This window comes from Prauserella oleivorans, assembly GCF_042685745.1.
Taxonomy (GTDB): domain Bacteria; phylum Actinomycetota; class Actinomycetes; order Mycobacteriales; family Pseudonocardiaceae; genus Prauserella_A; species Prauserella_A oleivorans.
The window spans coordinates 1-19,137 of the sequence record NZ_JBHUNT010000001.1; the positions used below are offsets into that span (position 1 = coordinate 1).

Genomic DNA, 19,137 nt, shown 5'->3' on the forward strand with positions numbered 1-19,137 from the left:
CCTACTCTCCCACACCCCTTCGGGTGCAGTACCATCGGCGCTGGTGGGCTTAGCTTCCGGGTTCGGAATGGGACCGGGCGTGTCCCCACCGCTATCACCACCGAAACACTACGAAACAACACACCGACTGTTGTTGCTGCCCCTAGGCGGGGCTCGGTGTGGTGTTTCAGAATCGTAGAGTGGGTGCGCAGCATCTTCGTGGGCAAGTCCTCGGCCGATTAGTACCAGTCCACTCAAAAACACGTTACCGTGCGTCCATGTCTGGCCTATCAACCCAGTGGTCTACTGGGGGCCTTAACCCACAACAAGGGGTGGGAGACCTCATCTTGGAACAGGCTTCCCGCTTAGATGCCTTCAGCGGTTATCCCTTCCGAACGTAGCCAACCAGCCATGCCCCTGGCGGAACAACTGGCATACCAGAGGTTCGTCCGTCCCGGTCCTCTCGTACTAGGGACAGCCTTCCTCAAGTCTCCTACGCGCGCGGCGGATAGGGACCGAACTGTCTCACGACGTTCTAAACCCAGCTCGCGTGCCGCTTTAATGGGCGAACAGCCCAACCCTTGGGACCTACTCCGGCCCCAGGATGCGACGAGCCGACATCGAGGTGCCAAACCATGCCGTCGATATGGACTCTTGGGCAAGATCAGCCTGTTATCCCCGGGGTACCTTTTATCCGTTGAGCGACACCCCTTCCACCAGGAGGTGCCGGATCACTAGTCCCTGCTTTCGCACCTGCTCGACCCGTCAGTCTCACAGTCAAGCTCCCTTGTGCACTTACACTCAACACCTGATTGCCAACCAGGCTGAGGGAACCTTTGGGCGCCTCCGTTACCCTTTAGGAGGCAACCGCCCCAGTTAAACTACCCACCAGGCACTGTCCCTGAACCGGATCACGGTCCGAAGTTAGATTCCCAGCACGACCAGAGTGGTATTTCAACAACGACTCCACAACCACTGGCGTGGCCGCTTCACAGTCTCCCACCTATCCTACACAAGCCGAACCGAAAACCAATACCAAGCTGTAGTAAAGGTCCCGGGGTCTTTCCGTCCTGCCGCGCGAAACGAGCATCTTTACTCGTAGTGCAATTTCGCCGGGCCTGTGGTTGAGACAGCCGGAAAGTCGTTACGCCATTCGTGCAGGTCGGAACTTACCCGACAAGGAATTTCGCTACCTTAGGATGGTTATAGTTACCACCGCCGTTTACTGGCGCTTAAATTCTCAGCTTCACCCCCCGAAAGGGGTTAACCGGTCCTCTTAACGTTCCAGCACCGGGCAGGCGTCAGTCCATATACCTCGACTTGCGTCTTCGCATGGACCTGTGTTTTTAGTAAACAGTCGCTTTCCGCTGGTCTCTGCGGCCAACCCACCCTAGCCCGCGCAGGGCTTCAGGTGCTTTGGCCCCCCTTCTCCCGAAGTTACGGGGGCAATTTGCCGAGTTCCTTAACCACAGTTCACCCGATCGCCTTGGTATTCTCTACCTGACCACCTGTGTCGGTTTGGGGTACGGGCCACGCGCGCACTCGCTAGAGGCTTTTCTCGGCAGCAGAGGATCACCCTACTTCGCCACAACGGCTATGCATCACGCCTCACCCTCGACCTCAAAGGTCAGTCCGACGGATTTACCTATCGAACGGGCCACACGCTTACACCAGTATCACCACTGACTGGCGGGGCTACCTTCCTGCGTCACCCCATCGCTTGACTACTACAGGATCAGGTCCCACGCTCCACCACACCACAACCCCCGAAAGGGCCGTCAGTGTGGCTTCGGGTGGTTAGTCTCCCCTGCCTCGCCAGGGACGCACACACGCGGGTACGGGAATATCAACCCGTTGTCCATCGACTACGCCTGACGGCCTCGCCTTAGGTCCCGACTTACCCTGGGCGGAACAACCTGGCCCAGGAACCCTTGGTCATCCGGCGGCAGAGATTCTCACTCTGCATTCGCTACTCATGCCTGCATTCTCACTCCCACACCCTCCACGACTGAGTCACCTCGCCGCTTCCCTGGATGCAGGACGCTCCCCTACCCACCCACACCACTAGACACCAGAGACAAAACCCTGGAGCCGATGTTATGTGTGGACGACACAGCTTCGGCGGTGTGCTTAAGCCCCGCTACATTGTCGGCGCAGAACCACTTGACCAGTGAGCTATTACGCACTCTTTCAAGGATGGCTGCTTCTAAGCCAACCTCCTGGTTGTCTCAGCGACTCCACATCCTTTCCCACTGAGCACACACTTAGGGGCCTTAGCTGGTGTTCTGGGCTGTTTCCCTCTCGACGACGAAGCTTATCCCCCGCCGTCTCACTGCCGCGCTCTCACATCACAGTATTCGGAGTTTGGTTGACTTCGGTAACCCGGTAAGGCCCCTAGGCCATCCAGTAGCTCTACCCCCATGATGAAACACGCGACGCTGCACCTAAATGCATTTCGGGGAGAACCAGCTATCACGGAGTTTGATTGGCCTTTCACCCCTACCCACAACTCATCCCCCAGGTTTTCAACCCTGGTGGGTTCGGGCCTCCACACCGTCTTACCGGCGCTTCACCCTGGCCATGGGTAGATCACCCCGCTTCGGGTCTCGACCACGCAACTACACGCCCTCTTCAGACTCGCTTTCGCTACGGCTACCCCCCACGGGTTAACCTCGCCACGCAGCACGAACTCGCAGGCTCATTCTTCAAAAGGCACGCCATCACCCAAAGGCTCTGACGGCTTGCAGGCACACGGTTTCAGGTACTCTTTCACTCCCCTCCCGGGGTACTTTTCATCTTTCCCTCACGGTACTCGTCCGCTATCGGTCACCAGGAAGTATTTAGGCTTACCGGGTGGTCCCGGCAGATTCACAGCAAATTCCACGAGCTCGCTGCTACTCGAGAACACCACCAAGACACACCACCACAGCTTTCGCGTACGGGACTCTCACCCACTCCGGCCAGCCATCCCAGACTGTTCCGCTAACCATGGCGCGCATCCGAGAGAGTGTCAGCTCCCTCCAGGCAGGTCTCACAACCCCGCACACACAACACCTGACAGCTTGACATGCGCACGGTTTAGCCTCCTCCGCTTTCGCTCGCCACTACTCACGGAATCACAATTGTTTTCTCTTCCTACGGGTACTGAGATGTTTCACTTCCCCGCGTTCCCTCCACACGCCCTATACATTCAGGCGCGGGTGACACCCCATCACGGGTGCCGGGTTACCCCATTCGGACACCCTCGGATCACAGCTCGGTTGACAGCTCCCCGAGGCTTATCGCAGCCTCCCACGTCCTTCATCGGCCCCTGGTGCCCAGACATCCACCATGTGCCCTACACAACTTGACCACAAAGATGCTCGCACCCACTCTACAATTCTCAAACACCACACCGAAACAACACCACGTGCTGCCTCAGGACCCAACAGTGTGTTCACAGCTCTCAACGCAGTCTTGTCGGTCCACAAATTCCTCGAGCAACCGGACAACACCACACACGGGCATTCCATCCGGCCACCCCCACACCAACACCAGACCACAACCCAGCGCCGGCATGAGACGTGAAAAGCTCCTTAGAAAGGAGGTGATCCAGCCGCACCTTCCGGTACGGCTACCTTGTTACGACTTCGTCCCAATCGCCAGTCCCACCTTCGACCACTCCCTCCCACAAGGGGTTGGGCCGTGGGCTTCGGGTGTTACCGACTTTCGTGACGTGACGGGCGGTGTGTACAAGGCCCGGGAACGTATTCACCGCAGCGTTGCTGATCTGCGATTACTAGCGACTCCGACTTCACGTAGTCGAGTTGCAGACTACGATCCGAACTGAGACCAGCTTTAAGGGATTCGCTCCACCTCACGGTATCGCAGCCCTCTGTACCGGCCATTGTAGCATGTGTGAAGCCCTGGACATAAGGGGCATGATGACTTGACGTCATCCCCACCTTCCTCCGAGTTGACCCCGGCAGTCTCCCACGAGTCCCCGGCATTACCCGCTGGCAACATAGGACAAGGGTTGCGCTCGTTGCGGGACTTAACCCAACATCTCACGACACGAGCTGACGACAGCCATGCACCACCTGTACACCAGCCACAAGGGAACACCCATCTCTGGATGCGTCCAGTGCATGTCAAGCCCAGGTAAGGTTCTTCGCGTTGCATCGAATTAATCCACATGCTCCGCCGCTTGTGCGGGCCCCCGTCAATTCCTTTGAGTTTTAGCCTTGCGGCCGTACTCCCCAGGCGGGGCGCTTAATGCGTTAGCTACGGCACGGGATACGTGGACAGCACCCCACACCTAGCGCCCAACGTTTACAGCGTGGACTACCAGGGTATCTAATCCTGTTCGCTCCCCACGCTTTCGCTCCTCAGCGTCAGTATCGGCCCAGAGACCCGCCTTCGCCACCGGTGTTCCTCCTGATATCTGCGCATTCCACCGCTACACCAGGAATTCCAGTCTCCCCTACCGAACTCAAGTGATGCCCGTATCGACCGCAAGCCCCAAGTTAAGCCTGAGGTTTTCACGGCCGACGTGACACACCGCCTACGAGCTCTTTACGCCCAATAATTCCGGACAACGCTCGCACCCTACGTATTACCGCGGCTGCTGGCACGTAGTTAGCCGGTGCTTCTTCTCCAGGTACCGTCACTTACGCTTCGTCCCTGGCGAAAGAGGTTTACAACCCGAAGGCCGTCATCCCTCACGCGGCGTCGCTGCATCAGGCTTCCGCCCATTGTGCAATATTCCCCACTGCTGCCTCCCGTAGGAGTCTGGGCCGTGTCTCAGTCCCAGTGTGGCCGGTCGCCCTCTCAGGCCGGCTACCCGTCACCGCCTTGGTAGGCCATCACCCCACCAACAAGCTGATAGGCCGCGGGCTCAACCTGTACCGCCAAAACTTTCCACCACACCACATGCGTGACATGGTCCTATCCGGTATTAGACCCAGTTTCCCAGGCTTATCCCAGAGTACAGGGCAGATTACCCACGTGTTACTCACCCGTTCGCCACTCATCCACCCAGCAAGCTGAGCTTCAGCGTTCGACTTGCATGTGTTAAGCACGCCGCCAGCGTTCGTCCTGAGCCAGGATCAAACTCTCCAACAATGCATCAAAGAGAAAACCCAGCTACAAAAATAGCCTCAAAGAAACCCAAAACAGGGTCACACAAACAACAAGACTACAAGCTCACAAACACACTGTTGAGTTCTCAAACAACACGCAACTGTTGTCTCCGTCGCCCGACCAGGGCGCTAACCATCCTAACACCAATCTCTCGACTCGAGTCAGGGGGCAGCACTCTGGCCCAGGGGATTTCTCCCCCGCCTGGTTTCCCTTGCCTCGGTTCCCCTTTCGGTTTCCCGCGGCCCGGTCTCCCTGGCGACGAAGAAAAGATTACACACCCTTGATCACCCCCTGAACAGGGGGGTCCCCTTAACCTGAAACCCCAGGTCAGTCGCGGTTTTCGGGGCGAGGCGCGGGGATCAGGCTCCGAGCCGGCCTGCGCCCTGGCGGTACCCGGTTCCCGACACCTCGTCGTGGGCGCCGATCTCGTGGTCGAGGACCTCCAGACAGTCCCGCAGCTCCGCGATCCGCCGGGTGACGACACCGCGTTGTTCCACGAGCATCGCCTTCCGCCGCGGCGCGCTCGCCGGGCCGCGCCCGCGCAGGCGTGCGTACTCGCGCATGCGCCGGATCGGCATGCCGGCGGTACGCAGCCTGGTGAGGAAGCGGAGCCACGCGAGATCGGCGTCCGAATAGACACGTCTACCCGCCTGGTCCCGCGCGGGCGGGTCGAGCAACCGGATGCGCTCGTAGTACCGCAGGGTGTCGACGGACAGCCCGGTGCGGCGGGCGACTTGCGCTATCGAATAGCTCATGAGCCGAACGTAGGACGTGGAGCGCGCTCCAGGTCAACGGCGAGAACGGCCGTGCTCGGGTTTTGTAACGACGTCCCGCTAGGGTGCCCGCCATGCCACGGCCGAAGACCCACGACGAGACCCTGCGCCTGCGGCTGCTCCACCGCGCGGGCGAGCTCCTTGCGACCGAGGGGGTGCGGGCGCTGAGCCTGCGCAGGCTGGCCGCCGACGTGGGGACGTCGACCACGGCGGTGTACTCGCTGTTCGGCGGCAAGTCCGACCTCGTCAACGCCCTTTACGGCGAGGGGTTCCGACGCTTCGCGGCGCGGCTGCGGGCGGTGCGGCGCACGGGTGAGGTGGTTGCCGACATCGTCGGGCTCTGCCTGGCCTACCGCGAGGCGGCGCTGGAGGACCCGCACCGCTACTCGGCGATGTTCGCGGCAGCCGTGCCCGGGTTCGAACCGGACGACGACACCCGCAAGCAGGCCATGAGCGCGCTCGAACCGCTGTGGGACGTCGTGGCCGACGGCATCTCGCGCGGGGTGCTGGTGGACGTGCCGGCCGACGTGATCGCCGTCAGCTGCTGGGGCTGCGCGCACGGCCTGGTGTCGCTCGAACTGAATCCGACCGTGCCGCAGGGCGTTGACTTCTGCCGGACCTTCGAGCCGTCGGTGCGGGCGACCGCGTCCGGCTGGCTCCGGTGACCGCTCAGACGGCTCCGTACTGGCGGTCGCCCGCGTCACCGAGCCCCGGCACGATGAACCCGGAGTCGTTGAGCCGCTCGTCGACGCTCGCGGTGACCACGCGCACGGGCAGCCCGGCGTCCTCGAGGTGCTTCAGCCCTTCCGGCGCGGCGAGCGCGCACACGGCGGTCACGTCGGTGGCGCCCCGGCCCGTGAGCAGGCGGATCGTGTACTCCATCGAACCGCCGGTGGCGAGCATCGGGTCGAGCACGAACACGGGACGGTCGGCCAGCGACGGCGGCAGCGACTCCATGTAAGGAGTGGGCCGCAGCGTCTCCTCGTCGCGGGCGAGTCCGACGAAGCCCATCTGGGCGTCCGGGATGAGCTTGTGGGCCTGGTCGGCCATCCCGAGACCGGCCCGCAGCACCGGCACCAACAGCGGCGGCTCGGCCAGCCGATAGCCGTCGGTGCGGGCGACGGGCGTGTGGATCCGTTCGGTCACCAGCGGCGCCCCGCGCATGGCCTCGTAGACCAGCATGACGGTCAGCTCGTGCAACGCCGCCCGGAACGCCGCACTGTCGGTGCGGGCGTCCCGCATGGTGGAGAGCCGGGCTCGCGCGAGCGGGTGATCGACGACGAGGACGTCCATGGTCGGACACCCTAACGACTCGGTCTCCCGGCCGGTCGAAGGTGAGGAAAAAGGGAGGCCCTCTCGCTAGGGTGGATGCGTGACGGAACAGCCTGGGGTGCCCGATCCGAAGCAGCTGCGAGCGTCCGACGCCGACCGCGAGCGGGTGGCACAGCTGCTGCACAGCGCCATGGGCGAAGGCCGGATCACGATGTCCGAGCTCGAGGAGCGGCTGAGCACCGTCTACGCCGCCAAGACCCTCGGTGAGCTCGACCCGGTGGTCGCCGACCTGCCCGGCACCCTCACCCTGCCGACGGCCCAGCACCTGCCCGTCCAGCAGCCGCAGCCGAACCTGCCCGAGACCCGGATCGGCGGCACGCCCGGGTCGGCGACGTCGGTCGCGATCATGTCGGGCGTGACGCGCAAGGGCCGCTGGGTGGTGCCCAGGCAGCACAACAGCGTCGCGTTCTGGGGCGGGGTCGAGCTCGACCTGCGGGACGCGCGGTTCGCCGAGAAGCACTGCACGATCACCGCGGTGGCCATCATGGGCGGGATCGACATCACCGTGCCGGACGACATCCACGTCGAGGTGACCGGCATCGGCGTGATGGGGGCGTTCGAGACCAAGACCAAGAAGAGCGCCGCCGATGAGGACGCCGTGCCGCCGGGCGCGCCGGTGCTGCGGGTGAACGGACTCGCCTTCTGGGGCGGCGTCGAGGTGCGCCGGGTCCCGCGCACCACGAAGAAGCAGATCGAGTAGCACCTGCCCGCCGCGGGACGTGCCGCGACGCGGCCACCGGCCGGCACCGCCCGGCTACGCTCACCCCATGGCAACAGCTACCTTGCCGGCCGAGCTCTCCGACGCCACCCGCGACGAGACGAGCCTGCGCCGGTTCCTCCACGGCCTGCCGGGGGTGGATCAGGTCGGCGTCGAACAACGGGCGGCGAGCCTGGGCACCCGCAGCATCAAGAAGGCCTCGAAACTGTGGGCGATCGACACCGCGATCTCCATGGTCGACCTGACGACGCTCGAGGGCGCCGACACGCACGGGAAGGTGCGGGCGCTGGCCGCCAAGGCCCGCCGCCCCGACCCGGAACGCCCCGACACCCCACAGGTCGCGGCCGTGTGCGTCTACCCGGATCTCGCCGCCACCGCGGTCGAGGCGTTGGCGGGCACGGGCGTCGGCGTGGCCAGCGTGGCGACGGCGTTCCCGTCCGGCCGGTCGAGCCGGGAGGTCAAGCTGGCCGACGTACAGCTCGCGGTGAACGCTGGCGCCACCGAGGTCGACATGGTGATCGACCGCGGGGCGTTCCTGGAAGGCCGCTACGGGCAGGTGTTCGAGGAGATCCAGGCGGTCAAGGCGGCGTGCGGAGACGCGCACCTCAAGGTCATCCTGGAGACCGGCGAACTGGCCACCTACGACAACGTGCGGCGGGCGTCGTGGCTCGCCCTGCTGGCGGGCGGGGACTTCATCAAGACCTCGACCGGCAAGATCTCGCCCGCGGCGACGTTGCCCGTGACCCACGTGATGCTGCAGGCCGTGCGCGACTGGTACACCACCACCGGGGAGCTGCGCGGCGTCAAACCCGCGGGCGGTATCCGGACCACGAAGGACGCGATCCGCTACCTCGTCGCCGTGCACGAGGTCGCCGGGCCCGAATGGCTCACGCCCGCGTTGTTCCGGTTCGGCGCCTCCAGCCTGCTCGGCGACCTGCTGCTGCAGCGGCGCACCCAGCTCGACGGCCACTACAGCGGCCCCGACTACGTGGCGGTGGACTGACATGAGTGTGTGGGAATACGCCCCCGCGCCCGAATCGCGCGACCTCGCGAACCTCAAACCAAGCTACCGGCCGTTCATCGGCGGCGAGTTCGTCGACGGCTCCGGCGAGCCGCTGAAGACGATCAACCCGGCCACCGAGGAGGTGCTGGCGGAGGTCGGTACGGCGTCCGCCTCCGATGTGGACACCGCGGTGAAGGCCGCGCGGCGCGCCTACGAGAAGACCTGGCGCCCGATGCCCGGCTCCGAGCGGGCCAAGTACCTGTTCCGCATCGCACGGCTGATCCAGGAGCGCTCGCGGGAGCTCGCGGTGCTGGAGACGCTGGACAACGGCAAGCCGATCAAGGAGTCGCGCGACTCCGACCTGCCGACCGTGGCCGCGCACTTCTTCTATCACGCGGGCTGGGCGGACAAGCTCGACTACGCCGGCTATGGCCCTGACCCGCAGCCGCTGGGCGTCGCCGGGCAGATCATCCCGTGGAACTTCCCGCTGCTGATGCTGGCGTGGAAGATCGCGCCAGCGCTGGCGACGGGCAACACCGTGGTGCTCAAACCCGCCGAGACCACGCCGCTGACGGCGCTGGTGTTCGCCGAGATCTGCCAGCAGGCCGACCTGCCACCGGGCGTGGTGAACATCGTGCCGGGCGCCGGGGACATCGGCGCCGAGATCGTGAACCACCCGGGCGTGGACAAGATCGCGTTCACCGGCTCCACGGAGGTCGGCAAGGAGATCCAGCGCGCGGTGGCGGGCACCCGCAAGCGGCTCACGCTGGAGCTGGGCGGCAAGGCGGCGAACATCGTCTTCGACGACGCGCCGCTGGACCAGGCCGTCGAGGGCATCGTCAACGGCATCTTTTACAACCAGGGCCACGTGTGCTGCGCCGGTTCGCGGCTGCTCGCGCAGGAGTCCGTTGTGGACGAACTGCTGGAGAAGCTGCGGTACCGGGTGTCGACGCTGCGACTGGGCGACCCGCTGGACAAGAACACCGACATCGGAGCCATCAACTCCGCCGAGCAGCTCGCGAAGATCCAGGAACTCGCCGACTCCGGCGAGGCCGAGGGCGCCACCCGATGGACGAGCCCGTGCCCGCTGCCGGACCGGGGGTTCTTCTTCGCGCCGACGGTGTTCTCCGGTGTCGAGCAGTCCATGCGGATCGCGCGCGAGGAGATCTTCGGCCCGGTGCTGTCCGTGCTGACCTTCCGCACGCCTGCCGAAGCCGTGGCGAAGGCCAACAACACGCCGTACGGCCTGTCCGCGGGCATCTGGACCGAGAAGGGCTCGCGGATCCTGTGGATGGCCAACCAGCTGCGCTCGGGCGTGGTGTGGGCCAACACGTTCAACCGCTTCGATCCCGCCGCTCCGTTCGGCGGCTACCAGGAATCAGGCTTCGGACGCGAAGGCGGCCGGGCCGGTCTGGAGGCCTACCTTCATGTCTGACAGGGTCACCGTCGCCAAGACGTACAAGCTCTACATCGGAGGGAAGTTCCCGCGTTCGGAGTCCGGTCGCACGTATCCGGTGACCGACGCCAAGGGAGGGTTCCTCGCGAACGCCGCGCACGCCTCCCGCAAGGATGTCCGCGACGCCGTGGTGGCGGCGCGGAAGGCCTTCGGCGGCTGGTCCGGTGCCACGGCGTACAACCGCGGCCAGGTGCTCTACCGCGTCGCGGAGATGATGGAGGGCAGGCGCGAGCAGTTCGCCGCCGAGGTGGCCGCATCCGAGGGCATCCCCGCGCGCAAGGCGCAGTCTCTTGTGGACACCGCCGTCGACCGGTGGGTGTGGTACGCCGGGTGGACCGACAAGATCGCGACCGTGCTCGGCGCGGCCAACCCCGTGGCGGGTCCGTACTTCTCGTTCACCGTGCCCGAACCGACCGGCGTCGTGGGCGTGCTGGCGCCGCAGTCGTCGTCACTGCTCGGACTGGTGAGCGTTCTCGCGCCGGTGCTCGCGACCGGGTGCACGGCCGTGGTGGTGAGCAGCGCGGAGCGCCCGCTGCCCGCGATCACCTTGTCGGAGGTGCTGGCGACCTCCGACCTCCCCGCCGGCGTGGCGAACGTGCTGACCGGCCGGGCGGCCGAGCTCGGTCCGTGGCTGGCCTCGCACGGCGACGTCAACGCCCTCGACCCGACGGGCGCGAGCGCCGAGACGCGGGTGGACATCGAGCGCGCGGCGGCAGGCACCGTCAAGCGGGTGCTGGCCGTGCCCGACGACGAGCCCGACTGGACCCGGCGGCCCGACATCACCCGGCTGCGCCGGTATCTGGAGCCCAAGACGGTCTGGCATCCGATGGGTGTGTAGGGCCGTGCGCCGGCCGCCGATGCTTTTGGGCGGGCCGGGCGTCGGGCGAGTCAGCCGGCGACCTCGGGAGAGCGGGCAACGATCGTGCGGATCACCAGCAGCGCCATCGCCAGTGCGATCGCCGTCAGCACGACGGCGACCCACACCGGGCCCTGGTTGCCGGCCGCGGTGGTCAGGGCCGATGCACCCAGAGCGGGGCCGACGGTCGCTCCGATGTTGAGTGCCGCGGTCGCGTACGAACCACCCATGGTCGGGGCACCGGCAGCCGCGTAGAGCACCAGGGCGATCAAGGTGCTTCCCACGGCGAAGGCCAGGGCGCCCTGGCTGAACACCGGGCCGAGCAGCGCCACGGGATGCTCGGCGAGCAGCGCCAGGGCAGCCCACCCGAGCAGCAGGAGGGGCCCACCCACCGCGATGGTGGCGCCGGGCCGCTGGTCGGAGAGGCGTCCCGCGGTGGTGACGCCGATGAAAGATCCGACCCCGAAGAGCACCAGCGCCGGCGGCACCCACCATTGGCTCAGACCGGCCGTGCCGGTGACGATCGGTGCCAGGAAGGTGAAGACGGCGAACGTTCCGGCATTGACCAGGGCGGCGAGCAGCATGACCACGAGCGCCCGGGGCGAGGCGAGCTGAGCGAGTTCCGATCGCAAGGACGGCTCGGCGCCCACGTCCGGCGAGGTCCGCTCGGCTCGGCGCGGAATGCCTCGCACGATGCCGAGCGCGGCGGGAACGCACAGCAGCGCAATCGCCCAGAACGTGGCGCGCCAGCCGAGTGCGGTGCCCAGGAGTGCGCCGGCCGGCACGCCGGCAACCGTGGCGATCGTCGTGCCCGAGAGCAGGATCGCCAATGCCCGGCCCTTCTGGTCGGGCGCGACAAGGCCGGTCGCCGTGCTCAGCGCGACCGCCAGGAACCCGGCGTTGGCCAGCGCCGCGATCACTCGGGCTCCGAAGAGGACGGCGAACGTCGGGGTGATCGCTCCGGCGACGTGGGAGAAGGTGAAGACGAGCACACAGCCGACGAGGACTGGCCGCGGCGGCCACCGCCGGGATAGTGCGGCCATGGTCGGCGCACCGACGACCATCCCGACCGCGAAGGCCGAGGTCAGCATCCCGGCGGTGCCGACCGTGACGTCGAGGCCGGCGGCGATGTCCGGCACCAGGCCGGCGAGCATGAATTCCGAGGTGCCCATGGCGAAGACGGCCAGGGCGAGCAGGTAGAGCGCACGAGGCATCGAGAACTCCGAGGCGAGGGAACGAGCAACGGACGTCTCGTCACCGCGGTCAGCGCCCCGGGGATGTCTGAGCGAACGCCCGCGCGGCCGGCGACGGGCGGAGAGGTGAGGAACTCAGCGGTTCAGGGGGCTGACGGCGGGACCGAAAGCCCCCACCGTGTCCGCTTCCGGGCTCGACATGTGTTGCACCGTACCCATACCGAGCCGGCAGCGCGCAACAGGTTTGCTCGGGCAGGGTCGGCACGAGCCCGCGCCGCGACACCGGACGAGCGCCGCCGTGGCACAGCTACGGGAACAGCAGACACGGTGACCGGAACAGCAGACACGGCTCCCCGGGCGGGCGTCAGAGCTGGTTGACGTCCGTGATGCGGATGACGGCGTAGCCGGCTTCGTCGGAGGCGGCGAGGTCGACCTCGGCGCTGATGCCCCAGTCGCGGTCGCCCGCCGGGTCGTCGAAGATCTGCCGCACCCGCCACAGCTCCGGCTCCTGCTCGATGATGAGCATCGCCGGGCCGCGGGCGTCGGCGCCGGTGCGGATCTCGTCGTACTCCGCGAAGTAGCCCTCCAGCGCGTCCTCCCACGCCTCGGCGTCCCACCCGGAGGCGGCGTCGAGCTCGCCGAGCTCCTCGTAGGCCTCGCGGGCGGCCAGCTCGACCCGCCGGAACATCTCGTTGCGCACGAGCACCCGGAACGCGCGCTCGTTGCGGGTCACCGGCGGCGGTCCCTCGGGCACACCGTGCGGCCGCTCGCCGGCCTCCTCCGGATGCCGCAGCGCCTCCCACTCGTCCAGCAGACTCGAGTCGACCTGGCGCACCAGCTCGCCGAGCCACTCGATGAGATCCTGCAGCGGCTCGGTCTTGGCGTCATCGGGCACCGTGCGACGCAGGGTGTCGTAGGTGTCGGCGAGGTAGCGCAACAGCACACCCTCGGAGCGGGCGAGGCCGTAGTGGCCGATGTACTCGACGAAGTTCATCGCGCGCTCGTACATGTCGCGCACCACCGACTTCGGCGACAGCTGGTAGTCGGCCACCCACGGATGCCCCTGCCGGTAGCGCGAGTACGCCGCCTCGAGCAGATCCTCCAGCGGCTTGGGGTAGGTGACGTCCTCGAGCAGCGCCATCCGCTCGTCGTACTCGATGCCCTCGGCCTTCATCTCGGCGATGGCCTCGTTGCGCGCCTTGAACTGCTGCTGTGCGAGCACCTGCTTCGGATCGTCCACTGTGGATTCCACAATGGACACCACGTCGAGGGCGTAGGTCGGCGAGTCCGGGTCGAGGAGTTCGATGGCCGCCAGTGCCAGCGGCGACAGTGGCTGGTTGAGCGCGAAGTCGAACTGGAGGTCCACCGTGAGCCGGACAATGCGACCCTGCTCGTCGGGTTCGCCGAGCTGCTCCACCACACCGGCCGCCAGCAGGGCGCGGTAGATCGCGATCGCGCGCAGGATGTGCTTGCGCTGCGCGGGCCGGTCCTCGTGGTTGTCCTCCAGCAGGTGGCGCATGTGCTCGAAGGCGTTGCCCGGCCGCGAGATCACGTTGAGCAGCATCGAATGCGTGACCTTGAAGCTCGACGTCAGCGGCTCCGGTTCGGCCGCGACGAGCTTGTCGAACGTGCTCTCGGTCCAGTTGACGAAACCCTCGGGCGCCTTCTTGCGGACGATCTTGCGCTTCTTCTTCGGATCGTCGCCCGCCTTCTCCAGCGCCTTGGCGTTCTCGATGACGTGGTCGGGCGCCTGCACCACCACGTAGCCGTCGGTGTCGTAGCCCGCGCGTCCCGCCCGGCCGGCGATCTGGTGGAACTCGCGCGCCTTGAGGTGCCGCTGGCGGGTGCCGTCGAACTTCGTCAGCGCCGACAGCACGACCGTGCGGATGGGCACGTTGATGCCGACGCCGAGCGTGTCCGTCCCGCAGATCAGCTTCAGCAACCCGGCCTGGGCGAGCTGTTCCACCAGCCGCCGGTACTTCGGCAGCATCCCGGCGTGGTGCACCCCGATGCCGTGCCGCACCAGCCGCGACAGTGTCTTGCCGAACCCCGCGGAGAACCGGAAGTCGCCGATCGCCTCGGCGATCGCCTCCTTCTCCGCGCGGGTGGTGACGTTGATGCTCATCAGCGCCTGCGCGCGTTCCACCGCGGCGGCCTGCGAGAAGTGCACGACATACACCGGTGCCTGGCCGCCAGCGAGGAGCTCGGACACCGTCTCGTGCATCGGCGTGAGCGCGTACCGGAACGTCAGCGGCACCGGTCGTTGCGCGGAGGTGACCACGGCGGTCGGCCGTCCGGTGCGGCGCGTGAGGTCCTTCTCGAAGAACGTGACGTCACCGAGCGTGGCCGACATCAGCACGAACTGGGCGTTCGGCAGCTCGATGAGCGGCACCTGCCACGCCCAGCCGCGGTCGGGTTCGGAGTAGAAGTGGAACTCGTCGGCGACGACCTGCCCGACGATGTCCGGACCGGCCTCGGCACCGGATCGCAATGCGATGTTCGCCAGGATTTCCGCCGTGCAGCAGATGATCGGCGCGTCCGGGTTGACGCTGGAGTCGCCGGTCATCATGCCGACGTTGTCCGCGCCGAAGATGTCGACGAGCGAGAAGAACTTCTCCGACACCAGCGCCTTGATCGGCGCTGTGTAGTAGCTCTTGCGGCCGTGGGCAAGCGCGGCGAAGTGGGCGCCGACCGCGACGAGGCTCTTGCCCGAGCCGGTGGGCGTCGAGAGGATCACGTTGGCGCCCGAGACGACCTCGATCAGCGCCTCCTCCTGAGCCGGGTACAGCTCGAGTCCCCGCTGCGTGGTCCAGCTGGTGAACGCGTCGAACAGCGCGTCCGGGTCGGGGTCGGCGGGCAGGAGGTCGGTGAGCAAGTCAGTCATCGTGGCCTAGATCGTGTCATCCCGGCTCCGGGTGGTGAGGGGTGATCGCGGCGCGCGGCCGGAACCCGTAGGCTTCGCGTATCGCGTCCGCCCCGGCACCACGCCGGGACGGCATGCGCACAGGTGTTTCCGGAGGGCGGAATGGCACAGGATATCATCCCGATCGAGCTCGGGCTGCCACAAGGCGATCTGGTGACCCTGTGGGCGCCACGATGGCGAGAGGACGGCGAGGAGTGGGAAGCCTTCCTCGGTGACGAGGACGATCTCTACGCCTTCCCCGACGCGGCTCACCTGGCCGCCTACGTCCGGACCGCCGAGAGCCACGACCTCGTCGACCATCCGGCGTGGGACACGGTTCCCCAGCTCAACGTCCCCGAGCTCATCCCGGACGACGACCATTCCTACGACCTGGTCGGCGTTCCGGAGATGGTGGCCGAGGACCCGGACTCGTGGACTCTGTCCGAACTGGCCGAGATCGTCGGCATCGTGCGGTCGCTGGCGGACGTGTGCGAACTGGACGAGGTGCACGAGATCCTCGACAGCTGCGAGGGATTCTCGCTGCTGGACCAGGGTCAGCTGCCGTTCAGCGGCCGGGAGGGTGCCCGCCTCTGGAACGATCTGTCCACCACGGTCTCCGAGAAGTGGGACGTCGTCCTCGACACCATCGACGAGCTGGTGACGGTGCCCGAGGTGGACGCCGCGATGCTCGAGGAGACGGCCGAGGAGCTCGCCGCGTTCCACGAGGAGTCCGCGGAGGCGGAAGCCGGTGTGGACACCGAGGGTGAGGACCTGGACACCGTGGACGGTGACTCCGAGGACACCGACGACGGCGACGACGAGCCCGTCGGCTTCTGGGGTGAGGTCGGGATCGACCCGATCAAGATCGTGGTGCCGGGCAACGAGTACTACACGCTCCGCTGCTACCTCGACGACGAACCGATCTTCCTCGGCAGCAACGGAACCATCGAGGTGTTCGGCTCGGAGAAGGCGCTGGCCCGCAAGCTGGCCGATCCGGGCGAGCTCGCCGACACCGATCTCGCCGACGTGTCCACTTGGGACGAGGTGCTCACCAAGGCCACGGCGGGCGAGCTGGAGATCGACGTGGACCCGGACAACACCTACGTCCTCGCCGGGCTCGACGCCGACATCGCCGACGGCCTCGACGCCATCGACCCCACCCAACTCGAGCTGGCGGTGGAGCTGCTCACCGACGCGGCCGACTGGGCCGGTGACGACTCCGTGAGCGCCGCGCTGGCGACCTCGGAGAGCCTGGGCTGGCTGGTGTCGTTCGTCATCAAGCCGGACCCCAACCGGCTCGCGCCGAGCCCGCCGTTCGACGCCGAGCAGAAGGCGTGGCGCGGGCTGGTGGAGTCGTTCGAGGACCGGCTGCACGTCAACTGACACCGCGCGTCACCGGCTCTCGGCGCGCACCGGCGTGAGCCAGATGGCCAGCACCGGAAACACGGCGACGAGGCAGAACGCCAGGGCGTAACGCGTGTCGCCGATGACCAGGCCCAGCAGCGGCGGAGTCAGCACGGCGGCGATGTTCTGGGTGGTGTTCTGCACGCCCATGGCGCGGCCCGCCCACGCGATGCCGGCGATTTCGGCCGAGGCCGTGAAGCCGAGCCCGTTGTCGCTGACGGTGATGATGGCGGCGAGGGTCAGCGCGAGCACGGCGAGCCAGCTCCACGTCGCGTCTCCGGCCGCGAGCAGCATCATCACCGCCGCGCTCGCGACCGCCAGCATCCGCATCGGCCGGAGCCTGCTGCCCACGCGATCCGACCAGTAGCCGGAGACCAGCCTGCCCACCGCGCCCAGTCCCTGCACCACGGCGAGGAACCAGCCCGCCGCCAGCGGACTCCAGCCCTGCACGGCGACGAGGTAGACCGGCGCGAACGCCGAGACCGCGAACTGCGGCACCACCAGCAGGGCACTCGCCCCGTGCAGCCGCCACAGCACTGGCCCGCGGTACGGCGAGGCCGGTTTGGGGCCCGCCGGGTCGCGTGGCGGCCGGGGCGGGTCGACGACCAGCCAGGCGACGAGCACTGCGACGGCGAGCGCGAAGCCGGCCGGGAACAGCATGGCCGGCCGGAAGCCCGCGTGCTCGGCCAACGGAGGCAGCGCGAGCGCGGCGATCCCGACCCCGAGTGGTTGTGCGGTCTGCCGGATGCCCATGGCCATACCGCGTTCGCGAGCAGCGAACCAGCCCATCACGACGCGCCCGCTCGCCGCGTTCACCGAGGCCGTACAGGCTCCGGCGGCCACGAACAGTGCGAACAGCACGGCGAGTGAGTGGGCGCCGAGGCCGGCGACGAGCAGGAGCACGCCCGACAGGCCGAGCCCGAGGGCCATGATGAGCCGCTCGCCGTACCGGTCGGCCGCCGCTCCCCAGGCGATGAGCGTCAGCAGCAGACCGATACTCGGCGCAGCCACCACGGCCCCGGCTTCACCCAAAGTGAGTCCTTCGGCCGCGCGCATCGACGGCACAAGGAACGGGATGCCGTAGAGGAACGAACAGCTCGCCGTCTGCGCACTCAAGCCCAGCGCGAGGATCAGCCACCGCCGCCGTCCGATCGTGCCCTGCTCCACCTGAGCCATGCGCTTCCCACTATCTGAGAGCCACCTCTTAGATAGTGGACTTTACTTCGCAAGGCTAAGGACCGCAACCGCACCGGGAAGGGCAGCCTCAGACCAGCTCGGCGTACCCCGGCTTGATCACGTTATTGATCACGTCCAGCCGTTGATCGAAATCCAGGAACGCCGATTTCATCGCGTTGATCGTGAACCACTGGATGTCGGCCCAGCCGTAGCCGAACGCGTCCACCAGAGCCGCGAACTCCGATGACAGCGAGCAACCACTCATCAACCGGTTGTCGGTATTCACCGTCACGCGGAACCGCAGCTTGGCGAGCAGGCCGATGGGGTGCTCCGCGATCGACGCCGCCGCGCCCGTCTGCACGTTGGACGACGGGCAGATCTCCAGCGGGATCCGGCGGTCGCGCACATACGAGGCGAGCCGGCCGAGTTGCACCTCGCCGTCCGCCGACGTTTTCACGTCGTCGACAATGCGCACACCGTGGCCGAGCCTTTCCGCGCCACAATGCTGAATCGCCTCCCAGATGGAAGCGAGCCCGAATGCCTCTCCGGCATGAATCGTGAAATGCCCGTTGTTGCCACGCATGTATTCGAACGCGTCGAGATTGCGGGTCGGCGGATATCCCGCTTCCGGCCCGGCGATGTCGAATCCCGCGACCCCGGCGTCGCGATACCGCACGGCGAGTTCGGCGATCTCGAGCGCCCGCGCGTGCTGGCGCATCGCGCACAGCAACTGGCGCGCCTGGATCCGCTGCCCTCTCGCCGCCGCCCGGCGCTCACCGTCCGTGATGCCGTCCTGGACAGCCCTGATCACCCCATCGAGTGACAGGCCGCGGGCCACGAACAACTCCGGCGCGTACCGCAGTTCCGCGTAGACGACGCCGTCGTCGGCCAGGTCCTCGACGGCCTCGGCCGCGACCCGGGCCAGCGCCTCCTCGGTCTGCATGACCCCGCACGTGTGGGCGAACGTCTCCAGGTACTTCTCCAGCGAACCGGAATCGGCCGCCTCCAGGAACCAGCGGCCGAGCTCGTCGACGTCGGTGGTGGGCAGGCCGTCGTAGCCGGTGCTCTCGGCGAGTTCGACGACGGTGCGCGGGCGGAGGCCGCCATCGAGGTGGTCGTGGAGCAGCACCTTCGGAGCCCTGCGCAGTTCTTCCCTGGTCGGGACACTTGTGGTGACCATGAGACGACGGTACCCGGGCAAGCACCCGGCGCGGCTCGTCTCGC

At 66.8% G+C, this 19,137-nt stretch carries 12 protein-coding genes and 3 rRNA genes; 6 read left to right on the forward strand and 9 right to left on the reverse strand.

The annotated features are described in order from the left end of the window. The 4 genes from rrf to ACFSZT_RS00020 all read right to left on the reverse strand — a co-directional run. Positions 1 to 105 (reverse strand): 5S ribosomal RNA (gene rrf / locus ACFSZT_RS00005); the annotation flags it as partial. A gap of 93 nt (positions 106 to 198) precedes the next feature. Continuing rightward, positions 199 to 3,331, reverse strand: a 23S ribosomal RNA gene (locus ACFSZT_RS00010). Positions 3,332 to 3,558: 227 nt separating this feature from the next. Further along, positions 3,559 to 5,082 (reverse strand): 16S ribosomal RNA (locus tag ACFSZT_RS00015). Positions 5,083 to 5,459: 377 nt separating this feature from the next. Further along, positions 5,460 to 5,855 (reverse strand): MerR family transcriptional regulator, encoded by a 396-nt coding sequence (locus ACFSZT_RS00020; protein ID WP_377393845.1) that lies wholly within the window; start codon positions 5,853 to 5,855, stop codon positions 5,460 to 5,462. 92 nt (positions 5,856 to 5,947) lie between these two features. Here ACFSZT_RS00020 and ACFSZT_RS00025 point away from each other — a divergent pair, with 92 nt between their 5' ends. Further along, positions 5,948 to 6,538, forward strand: coding sequence for a TetR/AcrR family transcriptional regulator (locus ACFSZT_RS00025; protein ID WP_377393843.1), 591 nt, complete (start codon positions 5,948 to 5,950; stop codon positions 6,536 to 6,538). Positions 6,539 to 6,542: 4 nt separating this feature from the next. Here ACFSZT_RS00025 and upp read toward each other — a convergent pair whose 3' ends face one another. After that, the gene (gene upp / locus ACFSZT_RS00030; protein WP_377393841.1) at positions 6,543 to 7,166 is read right to left on the reverse strand and encodes a uracil phosphoribosyltransferase; all 624 of its coding nucleotides are present in this window, start codon (positions 7,164 to 7,166) and stop codon (positions 6,543 to 6,545) included. Positions 7,167 to 7,245: 79 nt separating this feature from the next. Here upp and ACFSZT_RS00035 point away from each other — a divergent pair, with 79 nt between their 5' ends. The 4 genes from ACFSZT_RS00035 (at position 7,246) to ACFSZT_RS00050 (ending at position 11,220) form a co-directional block, all read left to right on the forward strand. Then, on the forward strand, positions 7,246 to 7,905 hold the full coding sequence (locus tag ACFSZT_RS00035; RefSeq protein WP_377393839.1) for a DUF1707 SHOCT-like domain-containing protein: 660 nt from the start codon (positions 7,246 to 7,248) through the stop codon (positions 7,903 to 7,905). A gap of 67 nt (positions 7,906 to 7,972) precedes the next feature. Continuing rightward, positions 7,973 to 8,926, forward strand: coding sequence for a deoxyribose-phosphate aldolase (gene deoC / locus ACFSZT_RS00040; RefSeq protein ID WP_377393837.1), 954 nt, complete (start codon positions 7,973 to 7,975; stop codon positions 8,924 to 8,926). A 1-nt stretch (position 8,927) separates the two neighbouring features. Next, entirely contained in the window at positions 8,928 to 10,361 is a 1,434-nt protein-coding gene (locus ACFSZT_RS00045) for an aldehyde dehydrogenase family protein (protein ID WP_377393835.1), read from the forward strand. After that, complete coding sequence (locus ACFSZT_RS00050) at positions 10,354 to 11,220, forward strand: aldehyde dehydrogenase family protein (protein WP_377393833.1); 867 nt, start codon at positions 10,354 to 10,356, stop codon at positions 11,218 to 11,220. Before ACFSZT_RS00045 ends, ACFSZT_RS00050 begins: the two co-directional genes overlap by 8 nt. Before the next feature lie 50 nt (positions 11,221 to 11,270). Here ACFSZT_RS00050 and ACFSZT_RS00055 read toward each other — a convergent pair whose 3' ends face one another. After that, on the reverse strand, positions 11,271 to 12,452 hold the full coding sequence (locus ACFSZT_RS00055; RefSeq protein WP_377393831.1) for a Cmx/CmrA family chloramphenicol efflux MFS transporter: 1,182 nt from the start codon (positions 12,450 to 12,452) through the stop codon (positions 11,271 to 11,273). Positions 12,453 to 12,795: 343 nt separating this feature from the next. After that, positions 12,796 to 15,315, reverse strand: coding sequence for a DEAD/DEAH box helicase (locus ACFSZT_RS00060; RefSeq protein WP_377393829.1), 2,520 nt, complete (start codon positions 15,313 to 15,315; stop codon positions 12,796 to 12,798). A gap of 141 nt (positions 15,316 to 15,456) precedes the next feature. Here ACFSZT_RS00060 and ACFSZT_RS00065 point away from each other — a divergent pair, with 141 nt between their 5' ends. Beyond that, complete coding sequence (locus tag ACFSZT_RS00065) at positions 15,457 to 16,716, forward strand: primosomal protein (protein WP_377393827.1); 1,260 nt, start codon at positions 15,457 to 15,459, stop codon at positions 16,714 to 16,716. A 9-nt stretch (positions 16,717 to 16,725) separates the two neighbouring features. Here ACFSZT_RS00065 and ACFSZT_RS00070 read toward each other — a convergent pair whose 3' ends face one another. Both ACFSZT_RS00070 and ACFSZT_RS00075 read right to left on the reverse strand, forming a co-directional pair. Next, entirely contained in the window at positions 16,726 to 17,913 is a 1,188-nt protein-coding gene (locus ACFSZT_RS00070; protein ID WP_377393825.1) for an MFS transporter, read from the reverse strand. 88 nt (positions 17,914 to 18,001) lie between these two features. Then, positions 18,002 to 19,093, reverse strand: coding sequence for an adenosine deaminase (locus ACFSZT_RS00075; protein ID WP_377393823.1), 1,092 nt, complete (start codon positions 19,091 to 19,093; stop codon positions 18,002 to 18,004). Positions 19,094 to 19,137 lie beyond the last annotated feature (44 nt).

Coding starts and splice junctions, on each gene's coding strand:
- ACFSZT_RS00020 (WP_377393845.1), bottom strand. CDS start 5,855: ATGAGCTATTCGATAGCGCAAGTCGCCCGCCGCACCGGGCTGTCCGTC.
- ACFSZT_RS00025 (WP_377393843.1), top strand. CDS start 5,948: ATGCCACGGCCGAAGACCCACGACGAGACCCTGCGCCTGCGGCTGCTC.
- upp (WP_377393841.1), bottom strand. CDS start 7,166: ATGGACGTCCTCGTCGTCGATCACCCGCTCGCGCGAGCCCGGCTCTCC.
- deoC (WP_377393837.1), top strand. CDS start 7,973: ATGGCAACAGCTACCTTGCCGGCCGAGCTCTCCGACGCCACCCGCGAC.
- ACFSZT_RS00045 (WP_377393835.1), top strand. CDS start 8,928: ATGAGTGTGTGGGAATACGCCCCCGCGCCCGAATCGCGCGACCTCGCG.
- ACFSZT_RS00050 (WP_377393833.1), top strand. CDS start 10,354: ATGTCTGACAGGGTCACCGTCGCCAAGACGTACAAGCTCTACATCGGA.
- ACFSZT_RS00055 (WP_377393831.1), bottom strand. CDS start 12,452: ATGCCTCGTGCGCTCTACCTGCTCGCCCTGGCCGTCTTCGCCATGGGC.
- ACFSZT_RS00060 (WP_377393829.1), bottom strand. CDS start 15,315: ATGACTGACTTGCTCACCGACCTCCTGCCCGCCGACCCCGACCCGGAC.
- ACFSZT_RS00065 (WP_377393827.1), top strand. CDS start 15,457: ATGGCACAGGATATCATCCCGATCGAGCTCGGGCTGCCACAAGGCGAT.
- ACFSZT_RS00070 (WP_377393825.1), bottom strand. CDS start 17,913: ATGGCTCAGGTGGAGCAGGGCACGATCGGACGGCGGCGGTGGCTGATC.
- ACFSZT_RS00075 (WP_377393823.1), bottom strand. CDS start 19,093: ATGGTCACCACAAGTGTCCCGACCAGGGAAGAACTGCGCAGGGCTCCG.